The organism is Bacillus sp. NPDC094077, assembly GCF_050279465.1.
Lineage (GTDB): Bacteria > Bacillota > Bacilli > Bacillales > Bacillaceae_G > Bacillus_A.
The window spans coordinates 350,514-365,859 of sequence record NZ_JBNNUF010000002.1 but is presented as its reverse complement, the minus strand read 5'-3'; the positions used below and the strand labels follow the sequence as shown (position 1 = coordinate 365,859).

Sequence of the window (15,346 nt, the reverse complement as noted above, 5' to 3'; positions counted from 1 at the left end):
AAATGGTATGATATTAAACACTTTACTTAATATGTACATTGAGAAAGATAATATACTATTTTTTCAACTCTCACACGGTTTATATAAGTTTCGCATAATAAAAAGCACTCCATAAGGAATGCTTTAATTAAAATATTAATATACTCGAACGCCATACGTCCTTTACTCTTACCGCTATTTTCTTTTCCATTAATATTCACCCACATCCAATATTACTATTTCAACAAAATAAAAAGGAAATTCTTCAACCATGTCGAAATATGTTACATGAAAATGAGGTGAGAACATGGCTGGCATTACTTTTTATAATCTTAATGGTGCACCTATAGCGTATTGTGAAGATGGCACCCATAATTATTTTTGTCTTAATGCTCCACGTCTACGTTCATAACGTGGGCCACGAATTCCCATTAAATCTTCAATGTCACGAGTACTTAATTTCTCTTTTCGTTTTTTCTTGTTTTTCTTCTTTGCTTGGTTTGATTGCCTTTTCCACTCACGTAGCTGATCTCTTAGCGCCTTCATTTCCCCATCTCCCTTTTCAAAATAAAAAGGACACCTATTCCTAAAACAGCTTTATTTGCCGCTTTAATGAATTGGTGTCCTCTAGTTTCCTAGCCGGACGATATTTGTTTTTCGTTCACTTTAAAATACCAGCTTGTACAAAAATATTACTCATATCTTTTTCCGTTGTAAATAACAAACCCTACTGGATGATGGGTAAAATGCAAAACTGGATCACCAGGATTTCCAATTGAAGGATATGCATGATTTTTATCAATATAGACTCCCTGTAATTCAATTGGATTACCTGATTCTAGACCACTAATGGCTCCCCAAAACCCTCGTCATCTCCGTAACGAATAGCACAGAATAGCTCATCTGGAATCGTTGATACCTCTACACCACTTGCATGTATAACTGATATATTATTAATTAATAGATGATAATGCATTACACCCTTTATTTCTACATCTTTTTCACGCTCTTTTATACTACCTGTAACATGTATAACGTGTTTTGTAGTTTCCATACTACCACTCCTTTTTCTAATTAACGACCTGTCCACATATCTTGAACAATTCCATTTTTAAATAATTCATATGGAAAATAACAATATCCTTTATCTCCCCAGTCTTCTCCCCAGCTGTTTCGAATAATAACAGTTTGCTTATTATCATCATATCCAACAGCACAAACAGCATGTCCTGCCTGTTGATCATCTTCAACAATTACATCATCCGTTCCTGATACCGGAACTATGCCAGTCTTTTTAACTTCTTCTGACATAAAAGATTTTGGCACAGCAAATCCAAGTACAACAACTAATCCATGAGCAAGCGCAGCCTTTAATCTCGATAAATCTTGAATACGATAGTAGGTTCCAATTTTATAAAGCGCAGCATCGGATTCAGCCTTTGAAGATGGCTTATCTCTAAAATTCTCAGTATAAGGAAAATCCTCTTCAGGGCATACCCCAATGTTTTTAAGAACATCCATACCATCACGAACAATCGCTCCGCTATCTTCCTGAATATGTCCTTCTATTTCTCGCTCATGATAATATAAAAACAAACGAGATAAGCAAGTAAATGGGCGACCTGATTGTAATAATAGGTATTCTCGTAACCCTGAAACAATTGCATTTGCCGTACAAGAGCCTATATTCCATTGGTTTACTATACCTGACATCTTAGAACGAAGATCGACTTGCGTTGGCAGATCCCCCTCATTACTAAATAAGTAACTCCGAAACATTTTGTCTCTTAAATCAACAGGGTCTTTTCTTACATTAAGGTACTTTACAATGTCTTTGTTACTGGTAAGACTGAAATTTGATTCATTTGAGCTCATATGCAGAAATCCATCCTTTCTTTATATCTAGATAATTCATTCGGTTTATATACTTAACTTAAAAATTAAAATTATACCTTTTTAATTTTAATTTTAATTTCATTTGCATTTAATACATCCGCATGTTTAATTATTTATCTTTTTAATTATCAACTTCCTTTAATTTCTATTTTCAAGTTATCTCGTAACCACTTGAACTCTATATCTTTTTTCTCCCTTGTTTGTTTCGATTGCTTTTTCCGTTCACGTAATTGATCTCTTAGTACCTTCATTCCTTCATCTCCCTTTTCAAAATAAAAAGGACACCTATTCCTAAAACAGCTTTCATTGCTGCTTTAATGAATTGGTGTCCTCTAGTTTTCTAGCCGGACTTAATTCAAATATTATTTTAAATATCCCAATAGTCACTATTAACGTCATTAGTATATTTACTGATTTTCTTCTCTTTTCCACACTTTTCACATTTATAATAACTAACTATCCCCATCTTACCAGTTTTAAAATCTTCACTATCTTGACTTTTAATAAGTTTATATCTATGTATACATTTAGGTTCTTTTAATTTATTCATCCAATTTCCTAACATAAATTAATCACTCTCTTCTTGAAGATATTCCTTCTATTCCCATACCCTTAAGAATACCTTAGAAAAGATTCCCAATCAACGGAGCATAGTATCTTATTTTTCTATATACAAAAGGATGATTTTATATGAACAAGTTTCGAAAGAAGATGATTAAATCTTTACAAACATTTTGGGGATGCTTATCATTCGGTGTATTAATGTTTGCTATCTTCTTAATTATGAATCTAACAGATACACCTTTAAATACATTAAGCTGGAGAGATTGGCTAGGTTCTGCAGTAGGCGCAGCTATTAACGTATATCCCAGCTCATGCGCTATAATCGCTCCATAATAGATAATGTCCCCTAGCTCTAAGGGTAATTTATAAGTATTTCCGTCCTCTTCTCCCAGGCAATGTGACGGTTGAAATCCATGACCGTGATAAATTGCTTTTTTAACATTTGGTTCTGCTTATCAAGATTTTGATTTAATTAATTGCAATGAGTTTGGAACGTTTGTAAAAAGAGAAACTTTCAGAAAACACTTCATTAGAACGACACGCGACCATACTATTGAAACAAGGAGTTAATCCTAAAATTATCAGTGAAAGATTAGGTCATACAGACACTTCAATGACACTTAGTGTTTATTCTCATGTTTTACCGAACATGCAAGAAGAAGCTGTTAAAAACTTTGGTAAAAGCATCTTTGGATAACTTATGTTTGCATTCCATAAAAACAAGTCAAACAAACGTTGTTATATCAAGGTTTGTTTGACTCATCATCTTATATTCTTGATAGTAAATTCATATAGAAGAACAGCAATATAAATGTGAATTCAAATCATTTTATATAGTTTTGTAAAGGCAAAACAACTAACTTAAAGTCCTTCGTTTTTCCTTACTTGTAAAGAAGTTTCAACGATCATATCTAATAGCTTACTATAGCTAATTCCCGCTGCTTCTGCACTTTTTGGCAACAAGCTTGATTTTGTCATTCCAGGTAATGTATTAACCTCCATTACATATGGAATTCCGTCCTTTACAATCATATCAACTCTTGCATAAACACTACATTTTAATGCTCTATAACAAGCCATTGACGCTTTATTTACACGTTCCTTAATTTCAGCTGGAAGTTCTATAACTTCTTCAACTGTACTAGCATCATCATATTTTGCGTTGTAATCAAAAAACTCAGCTGCATGTTGAATTGAAATAATGGGTAACTGTTTTCCGTCAAAAATTGAACATGTAATCTCATCACCTTTTATATACTTCTCAATTACTATTTCAGAATCCCATTCGAATACAGTTTCAAGCATAGAGATTAATTCATTTTTATCATAGACGATTTTCACTCCAACACTCGAGCCGCCAGAGTTTGGTTTTACCACTAACGGAAATCCTAGCTTATCTAACTCTTCAAGCTTTAGATCCTCCATTTTTGTAAGTTCAATCCAATCTGGTGTTTCTACTCCTTCATAACGCAAAATCTTTTTCGAAATATTTTTGTCCATACATATACCACTAGATAACATATTACTGCCGCTATAAGGAATACCTAAACTCTCAAGCGTTCCTTGTACTGTACCATCTTCTCCGTACTTTCCGTGTAATGCTAGCAATGCAAAATCAATGTCTTTCGCTTTTTCAATTAAATCCATTTTTTTATTTAACGTAATTGGAACGATTTCATACTTACTCTTATTTAAATGTGCAATCATTTCATTTCCAGTCATAATGGATACTTGTTTTTCAGAGGATACTCCTCCCATAATTACGCCAATTCTCATCTTCTCAACTCCAAATTTCATTTTTTAATGTTTCGCCAATTATTTGAATCCCGCTAACTATTTCCTTTTCTTTCAAACGTGAAAAGCCTAACCGGAACGTATTCGCTCCTCCTCCATCAGAATAAAAAACATCTCCAGGAGAAAACGTAACACCTTTCTCATAACACTTTTGTAAAAGTGTGCGAGCGTGAATATTTTCTTCCAACTCTATAAATAAATGAAGTCCACCATCTCCAGTCATTCTTTTAAAAGGAATGTACTGATTGCACGCCCCAACAGCTAACTCATATTTTTTCTTATAAACAGATCTTGCTTTTTTTAAATATTTTTCAAAATATCCTTCATGTAAATATTGAAACAGAACAGCTTGATCTAATGTAGAAGTGTGAATCGTTCTTGCTCTTTTTACACTTTCTAAATAATGAATTAGCTCTTTATCTGCGATAATCCAACCTACACGTAAACCAGGGAAAAGTACTTTTGAAAAGCTACTAATATAAATCACATTATTACCAGCTCCAGCAAAAGTTAATAATGGTGCTAAATGTGAACCTGAATAACGTAATTCTTCATTAAATCCATCTTCAATAATAGGAACCTTATATTTTGAAAATAACCGCATCAATTCCGTTCTTTTCTCCGAACTCGTAACTATACCAGTTGGATTATGATAAGAAGGTATTAAATACGCGAAATCAAAATCCATTTCATGCAAACTTTTTTCTACTTCATTCGTATTAATACCATCATCATTCATATCAATACCATGCACTTCAAGTCCATGTAAGTGAAAAAGCTTCAGTGCAGCATGGTGAGTTGGATTCTCACAAATTACACGTCCTGATTTCTTTGATAAAGAAGATAGTACAATATCTAATCCTTCTGTAAATCCATTTGTAATTAGAATATCTTTGTTTGAAATATCTACACCTTTCATTTCCATGTAATGAAGTAAATAATTCATTAACGGTCTATAACCTTTTGCATATCCATAGTTCAATACGATATCCCCTTCAATGGACATACGAGTAAGAAAAGCTCTTTTGAAATTTTCAACATCAAATAGCTTTTCGTCTGGGGCTATACTATTAAAAACAATCATTCCTTTTTCCCAGCGAACTCCATGTTTCATTAAATCTAATTCATCCGCTAATGCGGTAACAGTATTGAGTTTATTTTTCCAATCTATTTCAACAGACGCAGTGTTAGAAATATCAACCTTCGCAACAAAGTTCCCTTTTCCTTTCACTGCATAAATGAGCCCTTCTTGCTCTAAATCCGCATAAGCAGCGAGTACAGTATTTCTGCTCACACATAATAATTCACTCAGCTCTCGGGTTGATGGGATTTTTTGGTTCCCTAACAAATGTCCTTTCATAATCATCTTTTTTAAATAATCTTTCAGTTGGATATAAACGGGACGATCTTTTACAACTTTAAAATCCTTAAACAATTCCTAACCCCCTGCAATCATTTTTGCATATTCATTTCATTCTCAAAAGGTCCACTACATATGTGTTTTTTATAAATGGCGGTACGGTCTTATAAAGTGAAACTTTAATCAGTGGGGGTTTTGTTCATCCCCCACTGATTATTAGTTGAACCAATCGGGCGTTTACGGGCAGTTGATCTCCCATCTAACTTCTTTGCACCAGCCGAATTTTGAGATGGGAGTTTTACTGCCCGTTAATGCGGGATAAATCTTTTCGATATAAGTTAATTACATCTTTTAAAGCTGCTGCTGCAGCTCCGCGTGGATTAGAAGCCCCACCAATTGTAGTAACTTGCCCCATCGTATCTGTAAAGAACGTAATTCCTTTTTCTGTCCCATTTACTTTTGCTAACGGATGGTCTTTATCTATTTCATACGGTTCAACGTTTAGATTCACATTGCCATCCTCATCTTTATGCGCTGATGCTATTAATTTAATAATTTTATTTTGTTCCCTAGCATTTTGTATTTGTTTTTTTGTAATGCGTTCGATTCCTTTAACATGTATATTCTCAAACGTATTCTCTACTCCCATTAAACTGTTTGTTAAAAGTAACAATTTACATGCACTGTCCGAACCACTTACATCTAATATTGGGTTCGTCTCAGCAATTCCTTTATGTTGCGCTTCTTCCATTGCTTCTTCAAACGTAATATCTGCTTCATACATTTTTGTAAGAATATAATTAGTTGTCCCGTTTAATATCCCTTCTATTTTTTCAATATTGCAACCAGCTAAACTAAATTGTCCGATATCGAGTGTCGGTAGTGCAGCGGCAGTTGCACCACTATATCGAATTCGTACATTTGCGATTCTTGCTGCCTCATTTATTTCTTTCCAGTTTGTAACAAGAGCACCTTTTGAAATTGCTACTATATCCATATGTTTCTCAATCGCTTGTTTTATATATTGTTTTCCTGGGTTTCCATCTTTAAGATTTGTAACAGTTGATTCTACCAGTACAGTACCACTTATCCCATTTGTTGCACGTTCCTTCGGGTGATGTTCTAAATATTTTTCAATTGCAGCAGTACCGCCACCATACATCAATAAATGATGAATAGATAAACCCTCCTCATTATGTATTGCAATATTTCTACCTAATACGCCACTTACAACTAAATGAATTCCATATGTTTCATATATATATAAATATTTTTCGTTTAATAATTTTATAAACTCTCTTCCTACTGTCCCATATCCTGATAATACGACTTGAATTTTCATAATATCCCCCCATATTTTTCTACCAAATCCCTCTTTCAATATAATATAAAGCGCCCTCGAATTCCATCGAGAGCGCTTTATTATTACCTATTTCGGTAAACGTGATAACTTATCTGCAATTGTTCTATAAAACTCTTGAATATTAGAAAAACCTAACGTGTCTGAAACGCTAAGTCCTACCATATCGAGATGGTCCCAATTTACTTTCGTTTCAATATGATTCCATTTTCCAACCTGTAAAGACTCATTATTATTTACAGCAATATTAGACGAAGGCGAAATCATAGAGTTTGTATTTACTACACCGTCATTTTGCCACCAAGAAGTATCTATTAATGGGCGATTCTCTTCATATCTTGCATAAGAACCTAAGAAAAACGCATTCCCCATTAACACTTTATTCATCGTAATATGAGGTAATTGTAAACCTGTTATAGGTGCTGCTTGCGATGCATGTCCACTATATGATAAGTAATATACATCGGATTGCGTCTTTACCCAATTATTTAACTCCTTTGCTCCATCAGTACTTAGATCCCATTGACTAATATCTTTTGTATTTTTCCAAATTGAACTACTTAGAATACGATCAGCATATTGGAAAAAGGACTCACCAGCATTCTTTTTTATACCCCATTGATCCAATTTAAAGTCATATAATGATAAATTATTGTTTCCTCCTAAACTTGCAGCTGTAATAAGTAAATCTTTAACAAACGGCAACAGAAGACTTCCATCAGCAAGTGTTGTCCCATTGTGAGGAGTTGCTAATGTTGTAACACTATGAACATATGATTTTCCACCTTCAAATAGTGGTGATATATTTGTGTTTGGATGATTTTGCACATAATTTTTTTCTTCAAAACTTCCTTCTTTTAATAGCTGTACTAATGTTCTTGTCGTTTGTCCACCCATGCTATGTCCAACTAAATGAACTTTATTTGTTTCACTCCAACCTGGTGCAAAACCATTATAAGTTCTGCCAAAACGATTATGTCCATGTTTCTCAGCATGTGCGGCACCGTAGTCTACTGTTCCGCCGTTAATTTGTGCATATAATTCACAGGCACGATCCCAGTTACTAGAAACAGGCCCAACAGCAGCAGTATGTACTGTATAACCATTTCTTTTTAAATCTTCCTGTATATCATGAACACCACCCCAATATTTAACCCCAAGCATTTCTTCTCTACCCCATCCGGCAAAGCCATTCACTAATATGATAGGATAATTATTATGTTGTCTCTCTTCAGCGTAAGTTGTTTTCGCTGTGAATAAAAACAAAGTCCCTAATGCGAAAAAACATACTTTTAAAAATAACTTCCCCATACTTTCTCCCCCTAATAAAACGTTTACATTTTTCCGTGAAAAAGATTTACACAATTAGTTTTTAACTTAAACATAATGTAAAGTATTTTATATACATTGTATATATAGAAAACATACACAAATGTTGATAAATATTAATTCAAGTAAGCATTTACTTTTTATAATACAACTTGTAAATCTTATTATTAGAATTTATAATTGAATATAGTTTCCTCATGTTAAACCAATCTATTAATTTATAAGAAGGCTATCTTGATTACATAAAAAGGAGGAACAACAAAATGCAAATCGGATTAAACATTCATACATTATCTCAGCCTACTAAAATAACTCCCTCTAGTCTTGGGCATAATACTATCTCTTCTACTAAACTTGAAGATAAGAAAGCAAATGATTCAATCAAATTTGATATTCGTTCATCTGGAAAAGAAATGAAACAACCTGAGCATAAATTTAACGAATTAGATTTATGGAAGATGTTAAAAGATAAAGGTGTTCCTTTATGGATCATACTTGAAATGCTACAAAAATCCCGTAAAGAAAAGGAAGCTCAAAATAGTTCGGTTCAAAATTCAAATACGATTGAAGAAACGAGTGAGACTCGATTAAATGAAGTAATGTAATCTAAATGGTCTATAACTAAAAAGAGTTAAAGGTTGATAAAGTTTTTATCAACCTTTAACTCTTTTTTAAGATTTTTCTCCAATCGTTACAAATTGGACTGATACTTTTCCTTCGATACCTTTAATTAGCTTTGTTACTTTTACATTCTCATTAATCATTGTATTATCTGTCGACATTTTAGGTTTTTCGTCACCTAGAGATTTCTTTAATTGAAGAAGATGCATTTTCGTTTCATTTGCTTTTATTTCCTTATATACACTATTTTTTGCTACAATCACATACGATTGCGTTGGATATTTACGAGTGTTACCTATCCAAGCGTCACTATCGTATGTAACAGGAATCTCTTTCCCTTCCAATTTAATACTTTTCATAGTCTTTTCGTCTTCATGTGTAAACAATAGCGCTCCCTCTTTTGGAAATTTCGGTAACGTATCTATTGGTTTAAAATTGGATCCATTATCTCGTTTACGAAAAACCTTTGCTTTAATCATCGCTTGTGCTGTAGATTCATTTAAAATTAATACCTGCCCATTTCCAACTCCACCTTTTTTCACAGAAAACACTTCATTTTCTTTCGTAATTTCCTGATAATGATTAATAATTGGAGAAATATTATTTTCATCTCCAATGATTAATACACCGTTTACTGGAAATGAGTTTTCACTTTTAGAGCATGCACTCAAGCTTATTAAAAGTATTATAGTTAACATAAAAATAGTTAAAGTTCTTTTCATCACGGTTCCTTTCATCATTCAATTCATTTTTTACATGCTTTTCTGTAATCTTTCTAGCTGAGATACCCTATTGCTCCATAGTCTTATAAAGTTTTTGTAGGTAACGCCAACGGGTTATAAAGAAATATAAAACTTGTATACATATAAATGAAATTAAAATAACGATAGAGTTATTTAAAATAGAAAAATCGACTAATTGTTGTAATGCCGTATAAGCAACTACAGTATGAATCACCGCGACGACAATCGGTAAGAAGAACATTAATAATAACTGTCTCGTTACAACTTTTTTTAATTCTCGTTTACTTAATCCCATTTTCGAAATCATTTTATATTGCTGTTGATCGCGGTCCAAATCAGTATATAATCGGAAATAAATAAAACTAGCAGCGAATGTGAAGAAGACGATGCCGACTAAAACACTTGCCATAAGTAATAATCCATTCATTTGCTTTGCACTTAACAACTCTAATGTTAAAGCTCGAAATTCAAAATGTACTTCTCTAGTATCTTTATCGAATATACTATTTAATTGGTTTGAAATCTCCTTCGTTTTCATCCAATCATCTACAACAAATCCGTAAGTACGATATTGAATATCTTTATTATCCGGGTCACTAGTAAGAGGAATTCCATCATACACATGATCTTGAACAGCAATAAAAATACTACTAGAATCATGTGGTAAAACTAAATTTTCTACAGCTTTTTTCACTCGAAATATCTTTGTCCAATCTCCTTGAATGACTTCAATATTCTTTTTATAGTCACCATTTTTAAATTCTTGTTTTTGTGATACGACTCCAGGGATTAATAAAATTTCATCTTCTTTTTCAATCGTTTCTTGTTGATACCCGAGTGCTCTCGCTAGTTCGTTATATTCACTTAACTTCATTACATTTACGTTACTTTCTGTATATTTATTTGAAGATGAAGCCATTCGATACGGAATATTAACATCAGCAAGATGTTTTTTTATAATAGAAAGATGTTTATCCGCTATTTTGTCTTTTTCAGGACCTGTATACAGAAATGTATACGGATTGGTCATCTTTACCAAATCTTTATTTCCAAGAGCAGCTGTTGTACCAATTGCTGTAAATGCAACTGCTGAAATAATAGATACTATAAAAAACATGGTTGCATTATCTTTCATACGATAAATCAATTCTGAAAATGTTAATATATTTGTTCTCTTTAAAAAGAAAGATTCACTCCTTTTCGCAAAATACAATATATAAACGCTACATTGCGTATATAAAAAGTACGTCCCTATAATTACTAAAAGTACACCGGTTCCAAGCAAAATAAAGCTATGACTTGAAATAAAACGAAATACTGAAAAATATCCAAACCCTATACTAATTAAAGAAAGTAGCGATAATAAAATGGAAGCTTTCGGTTCTGGCTTTGGCTTTTCCTCTGCTTGTATAAGTTCCACCAGTTCTGTTACTTTTATCATTTTAAATGTAACTAGCGAAACAATTAAAAATAAGAAAAAGAATGTGATGACTGTTAATAATACAGCCTGCACTGGTATATAAAAAGGTAAGCCATTACTAATCGTTAATACACTTGCACTTATTAATAAAACTAGTTTAGAAAATATGAGACCTATGAGAATGCCTATACAAATTGAACCAAATCCAATTAACATATTTTCAATCAATAATAATTTTTTAAGCTGTCTCATTGACATACCTTGCATCATTAATATGCCAAATTCTTTCTTACGCGTTTTTAAGAATGAACTTACTGAATATAGAATGAAGAAAAATGAAAATATAAAAATCAAACCTTGCGAAATTGTAAATCCCATTGTACCCAATGCACTTATTGTTGCACTTGTCGATTTTAACTCGCCTTGTAAATCAGGATGAAATAATAAAAGAGCATACGTAAAGAAAATCATAATAGAAAATGCACTACTTAAAAAGTGAGCAGCATAAGTACGCTTATTACGAAAAATATTATTAAATGCGAACTGACGAAAAGTCATGCCTTTTCCCCCCTAACAAAGAAAGGACATCCATAATCTTTTGATAAAATGCTTGCCTGCTTTCACCACAATAAATTTCGTTATATAGTTGACCATCTTTAATAAATATGACTCTGCTGCAAAAACTCGCTGCATACGGATCGTGTGTAACTAACATCATCGTTGCCTTTTCTTCCTTATTAAGAGTATCTAACATCTCCATTACATCATTTGAAGATTTAGAGTCTAAGTTCCCTGTCGGTTCATCGGCAAGTAATAATTGCGGCTTATGAACGATTGCACGAGCGATTGCCGTTCTTTGAGCTTGCCCCCCTGATATTTCAAACGTTCTTTTACTCAATATATCTGTAATATTTAATTTGTCTGCAACTTCTTCCACTCGTTTGTTCATTTCTTGTACAGAAACACCATCTAATGTCATTGGCAATACAATGTTTTCTTTTACTGTAAGTGTGCTGAGAAGATTGAACGATTGAAAAACAAATCCTAATTTTTTTCTACGGAATAAAGCTAAATTATCTGATGATAACTGGAAAGGATTTGTGCCATTTATTAATATTTCTCCCGATGTTGGAGAATCGATAGTAGATACCATATTTAATAACGTTGTTTTCCCACTTCCTGATGGCCCCATAATCCCTACAAATTCACCTTCTTGAATTGACAAATCAATATCTACCAATGCTTTAAAAGGTAATTTCCCTTTATATACTTTACTAATACTTTTTGCATGTAAAATTTCCATTTCTATTCTCCCTTCATTTGCACTGCTCACTACAAAGTGTAAAGGAATTGTCTTATAGCTCATATTGATTCATCTTTCATTTATCTTACACGCTTGTAAGATTTCTAAAAAAACTGATAATAATTCTATAACCAATGCCTATCTATCTTATAATATTTGCATAGCAGTATAAAATACAATGATACTTATTTTTGATCTTCATGACATTATTAGTTCATTAAAATTCTCATCTAGAATAGAAGTGGAATTAAGCGGCGTTTCATGCCTTTAATATTGGTGTAATTACTTTATCTCTTACTATCATTAATAGCAAAATACGAAGGAGCTTAAAAAATAAATATACAACTTCAATATATTGGATAACAACTAATGATTTATAAGTAACTTAAAAAGCAAATAAAATGAAAAAAGCTTAGAGTTTTAACTCTAAGCTTTTTGTTCTTAAAATGATTTCATTCCATTATCGCCCTTTTAAAGAACACCATTATTTATCCACTCTGATTTACCCAATAAATAATGTTTAAATAGTTGATTTTCTATCGTCTGCTGACTCATATAAGTAAACCCGCATTTTTCAATAACTTTATTTGATGGTACGTTGTTAATTAAAGCAACTGCGTTAAGGACATCTACATTTGTATTTTTAAACAAATAGTTAATCAACCCTTTAGTCGCTTTCGTAGCGTACCCATTATTTTGATACTCACTTGAAATAGCATACATAATTTCTCTATTCGGTGAAGGAAGTTCTTCTTTAATGCCCGTACAGCACCATCCAATAAATTCATTGGTATCTTTTATAAATACTCCCAGTTTTAAAAAATGACCATCTATGTTTGTTGTTTTTGTTACCGCATCAAGAAATGCTTTATTTGCTGGTATTTCATAATTTACAACCCAATTAACTCGTTGTTCTTTCGTTGATTTCCAGTCTGGCAAAAACTTTTCTATTTCCGGTTGATTCGCTATTTTATAAATATTCTCCGCATCTTCAATGGAAAACTCTTGTAAGTATATATCTCCACAGTCTATTTTAAATAACTTAACCGAATTTTCTTCTCCCATGATAATCCCCCTTAATCACGTTTATCCCGCATTAACGGGCAGTAAGACTCCCACCAAAAATTCGGCTGGAACAAAGAAGTTAGATGGGAGATTAACTGCCCGTAAACGCCCGATTGTTTCAACTAATAATCAGTAAGAGATGAACAAAACCCCCACTGATTAAAGTTTCACTTTATAATTCAGTAATTATAGATACCTCCTAGCTAGAGGTATATTAAAGTGCCTTTATCTGCTTCGTAAGTTCTTTAAATCGTTCGTCAAGTTCTTTATATCCTTTGTCCTTAGAAGTTAAAAAGCTTAATTTACCTAATACTTCTTGTCTCTCTGTTTCTAACGTTAAACGTAGCTCTTCAATGCCATCTCTTGTCTTAGTAGACTTCTCTAGCTGCTTTTGTATCGTATTATTTGAAAACACGAGTTTCGTGTTAGTTGTTTTCTCCAGAAAATATCGATCGTGAGAAACTATAACTAGTGTTCCATTATACTCCGCTAATGTATTTTCAAGCTGTTCACGTGAAGGGAGATCAAGATGATTCGTCGGTTCATCTAAAATAAGTACATCTTTTTCATCTAAAATATAAGACATTAACTTGCATTTCACTCGTTCGCCCATGCTCATATGCTCAATCGGCTCTTTCCATTGAGAAGCTTGAAATCCTAAATGTTTCATTAAATTTTGGACTTTTCCTCTTTCTTCAAATGTCTCTTTAAAAAATAAATCTTCTGGTGTTTTATCCAGTGGTAAATCAAATACTTCTTGTGTTAAATAACCGATGTTTGCAGATGGTGAAATCCATATGTCTCCTTGAGCAGTATCCGTTCCCATAATTATCTTCAGTAATGTTGTTTTCCCGCTACCGTTTGGTCCAATAATCGCAACCTTCTCACCGTGCTGGATTGTGAAATTAACGTTTTCAAATAATGTTCGTCTATTAAGTTCTTTCCTCAATTGCTTCACTTCTAAAAAACGTTTTCCTACTTTTTTATTCGCTTGAATAGAGAACTCAACTGAATACTCTTCTTTCACACGTTCTACTTTCGTTTTTTCCAGCTCTTTTTCGAGACGTTTTCGTTTTGACTTAACTTGCGCATCCGTTCGCTTCGCTTTTACGCGATAAAACTCTTTAAAACCTTCTTGTTTTGTAGACTGTGCATGCGCTTTTTGTGACCATGAACTTAATTCTTTTATTTGTGATTCTACTTGTTCTATCTTTTTTTGCTGTTTTTCATATTCACGCTGCTGCGTTAATCTTCTTTGCTCACGTGCCTTCATATAACTCGTATAATTACCGCTATGCTCAATTAATTTCTTATCCTCAATTGACCATATTTTTGTCGCGATTACATCTAAAAAATATCGATCATGCGATACAACGATAACTGTACCTTTCATATTTTTTATTTGTTTAATAAGAAATTCCGTACTCATCTCATCTAAATGATTTGTCGGTTCGTCTAATATTAGGACATTAGGATTTTCGGAAAATCCTTTTGCAAGTCGAACTTTCAGCTTTTCACCGCCGCTTAACGTAAGAAAATCGTTCGTTGGCACGCCCCATTTTGCAAGAAGTTCTGCTTCTTTTGCAACCACATCATTACTAACAAAGGATTCTATTTCTTGTTCAACATATGCCGTTGTCATATTCATTTGCTGCCATTCAACAGTACCTTTAGATGGTTCAATCTTCCCATTTATTAATTGAAGTAAAGTTGATTTACCAGCACCATTTTTACCAATTAATCCGATAACATCCCCTTGTTTTACGGTTACATTCATTTTCTCTAATAAAGTATCTTCCTTTATTTCAACATAAACATCATTTAATTTTAAAAGTTCTTTCATATTACCGATCCCTTTCATTAAGGGAGAACAAAAAATCCTCCCAAAGTAATTTTGGCAGGATTAGTCGTT

The 15,346-nt window shown here is 32.8% G+C and carries 16 protein-coding genes and 2 pseudogenes; 3 read left to right on the top strand and 15 right to left on the bottom strand.

Annotated elements, in window-relative coordinates:
* Window positions 1-354 precede the first annotated feature (354 nt).
* From ACQKNR_RS06705 to ACQKNR_RS06685, 5 genes are all read right to left on the bottom strand, one after another.
* The gene (locus tag ACQKNR_RS06705; RefSeq protein WP_427316334.1) at window positions 355-525 is read right to left on the bottom strand and encodes a hypothetical protein; all 171 of its coding nucleotides are present in this window, start codon (window positions 523-525) and stop codon (window positions 355-357) included.
* A 292-nt stretch (window positions 526-817) separates the two neighbouring features.
* Window positions 818-1,033 (bottom strand): hypothetical protein, encoded by a 216-nt coding sequence (locus ACQKNR_RS06700; protein WP_427316332.1) that lies wholly within the window; start codon window positions 1,031-1,033, stop codon window positions 818-820.
* A 20-nt stretch (window positions 1,034-1,053) separates the two neighbouring features.
* The gene (locus ACQKNR_RS06695; protein WP_427316331.1) at window positions 1,054-1,854 is read right to left on the bottom strand and encodes a C1 family peptidase; all 801 of its coding nucleotides are present in this window, start codon (window positions 1,852-1,854) and stop codon (window positions 1,054-1,056) included.
* Between the two features lie 149 nt (window positions 1,855-2,003).
* Window positions 2,004-2,126 carry a hypothetical protein gene (locus ACQKNR_RS06690; RefSeq protein ID WP_427316329.1) on the bottom strand — a complete coding sequence of 41 codons (123 nt, stop codon included), beginning with the start codon at window positions 2,124-2,126 and terminating at the stop codon, window positions 2,004-2,006.
* 116 nt (window positions 2,127-2,242) lie between these two features.
* Window positions 2,243-2,440 carry a hypothetical protein gene (locus ACQKNR_RS06685; RefSeq protein WP_427316327.1) on the bottom strand — a complete coding sequence of 66 codons (198 nt, stop codon included), beginning with the start codon at window positions 2,438-2,440 and terminating at the stop codon, window positions 2,243-2,245.
* Window positions 2,441-2,565: 125 nt separating this feature from the next.
* Between ACQKNR_RS06685 and ACQKNR_RS06680 the strand changes: the two genes are divergently transcribed.
* Window positions 2,566-2,772, top strand: a complete 207-nt coding sequence (locus ACQKNR_RS06680) for a hypothetical protein (protein WP_427316325.1) — start codon at window positions 2,566-2,568, stop codon at window positions 2,770-2,772.
* Here ACQKNR_RS06680 and ACQKNR_RS06675 read toward each other — a convergent pair.
* Window positions 2,733-2,879 (bottom strand): annotated as a pseudogene (locus tag ACQKNR_RS06675) (nucleoside triphosphate pyrophosphohydrolase family protein); the annotation flags it as partial. The gene ACQKNR_RS06680 and the pseudogene ACQKNR_RS06675 sit on opposite strands and share 40 nt — an antisense overlap.
* On the opposite strand from ACQKNR_RS06675, the pseudogene ACQKNR_RS06670 reads away from it, so the two are divergent.
* Window positions 2,875-3,136: pseudogene (locus ACQKNR_RS06670) on the top strand (tyrosine-type recombinase/integrase); the annotation flags it as partial. The pseudogenes ACQKNR_RS06675 and ACQKNR_RS06670 sit on opposite strands and share 5 nt — an antisense overlap.
* Before the next feature lie 164 nt (window positions 3,137-3,300).
* On the opposite strand, the gene ACQKNR_RS06665 reads toward ACQKNR_RS06670, so the two are convergent.
* The 4 genes from ACQKNR_RS06665 to ACQKNR_RS06650 all read right to left on the bottom strand — a co-directional run bounded on the left by ACQKNR_RS06665 (window position 3,301) and on the right by ACQKNR_RS06650 (window position 8,264).
* Window positions 3,301-4,215, bottom strand: a complete 915-nt coding sequence (locus ACQKNR_RS06665) for a D-alanine--D-alanine ligase (protein WP_427316323.1) — start codon at window positions 4,213-4,215, stop codon at window positions 3,301-3,303.
* 4 nt (window positions 4,216-4,219) lie between these two features.
* Window positions 4,220-5,668 (bottom strand): PLP-dependent aminotransferase family protein, encoded by a 1,449-nt coding sequence (locus ACQKNR_RS06660; protein ID WP_427316322.1) that lies wholly within the window; start codon window positions 5,666-5,668, stop codon window positions 4,220-4,222.
* A 223-nt stretch (window positions 5,669-5,891) separates the two neighbouring features.
* Window positions 5,892-6,935 (bottom strand): homoserine dehydrogenase, encoded by a 1,044-nt coding sequence (locus ACQKNR_RS06655; RefSeq protein WP_427316320.1) that lies wholly within the window; start codon window positions 6,933-6,935, stop codon window positions 5,892-5,894.
* An 87-nt stretch (window positions 6,936-7,022) separates the two neighbouring features.
* Window positions 7,023-8,264: an esterase/lipase family protein gene (locus tag ACQKNR_RS06650; protein WP_427316318.1), complete on the bottom strand. Its 1,242-nt coding sequence runs from the start codon at window positions 8,262-8,264 to the stop codon at window positions 7,023-7,025.
* 281 nt (window positions 8,265-8,545) lie between these two features.
* Here ACQKNR_RS06650 and ACQKNR_RS06645 point away from each other — a divergent pair, with 281 nt between their 5' ends.
* Entirely contained in the window at window positions 8,546-8,887 is a 342-nt protein-coding gene (locus ACQKNR_RS06645; RefSeq protein WP_427316317.1) for a DUF3914 domain-containing protein, read from the top strand.
* Window positions 8,888-8,953: 66 nt separating this feature from the next.
* Here the strand turns inward: ACQKNR_RS06645 and ACQKNR_RS06640 are convergent, their stop codons facing one another.
* The 5 genes from ACQKNR_RS06640 to abc-f all read right to left on the bottom strand — a co-directional run bounded on the left by ACQKNR_RS06640 (window position 8,954) and on the right by abc-f (window position 15,277).
* On the bottom strand, window positions 8,954-9,625 hold the full coding sequence (locus tag ACQKNR_RS06640) for a lipoprotein BA_5634 family protein (protein WP_427316315.1): 672 nt from the start codon (window positions 9,623-9,625) through the stop codon (window positions 8,954-8,956).
* A 67-nt stretch (window positions 9,626-9,692) separates the two neighbouring features.
* The gene (locus ACQKNR_RS06635) at window positions 9,693-11,624 is read right to left on the bottom strand and encodes an ABC transporter permease (protein WP_427316314.1); all 1,932 of its coding nucleotides are present in this window, start codon (window positions 11,622-11,624) and stop codon (window positions 9,693-9,695) included.
* On the bottom strand, window positions 11,599-12,369 hold the full coding sequence (locus ACQKNR_RS06630) for an ABC transporter ATP-binding protein (protein WP_427316312.1): 771 nt from the start codon (window positions 12,367-12,369) through the stop codon (window positions 11,599-11,601). The genes ACQKNR_RS06635 and ACQKNR_RS06630 overlap by 26 nt, the downstream gene beginning before the upstream one ends.
* A 471-nt stretch (window positions 12,370-12,840) precedes the next feature.
* On the bottom strand, window positions 12,841-13,434 hold the full coding sequence (locus ACQKNR_RS06625; RefSeq protein ID WP_427316310.1) for a GNAT family N-acetyltransferase: 594 nt from the start codon (window positions 13,432-13,434) through the stop codon (window positions 12,841-12,843).
* 214 nt (window positions 13,435-13,648) lie between these two features.
* On the bottom strand, window positions 13,649-15,277 hold the full coding sequence (gene abc-f / locus ACQKNR_RS06620; protein WP_427316308.1) for a ribosomal protection-like ABC-F family protein: 1,629 nt from the start codon (window positions 15,275-15,277) through the stop codon (window positions 13,649-13,651).
* Window positions 15,278-15,346: the final 69 nt, after the last annotated feature.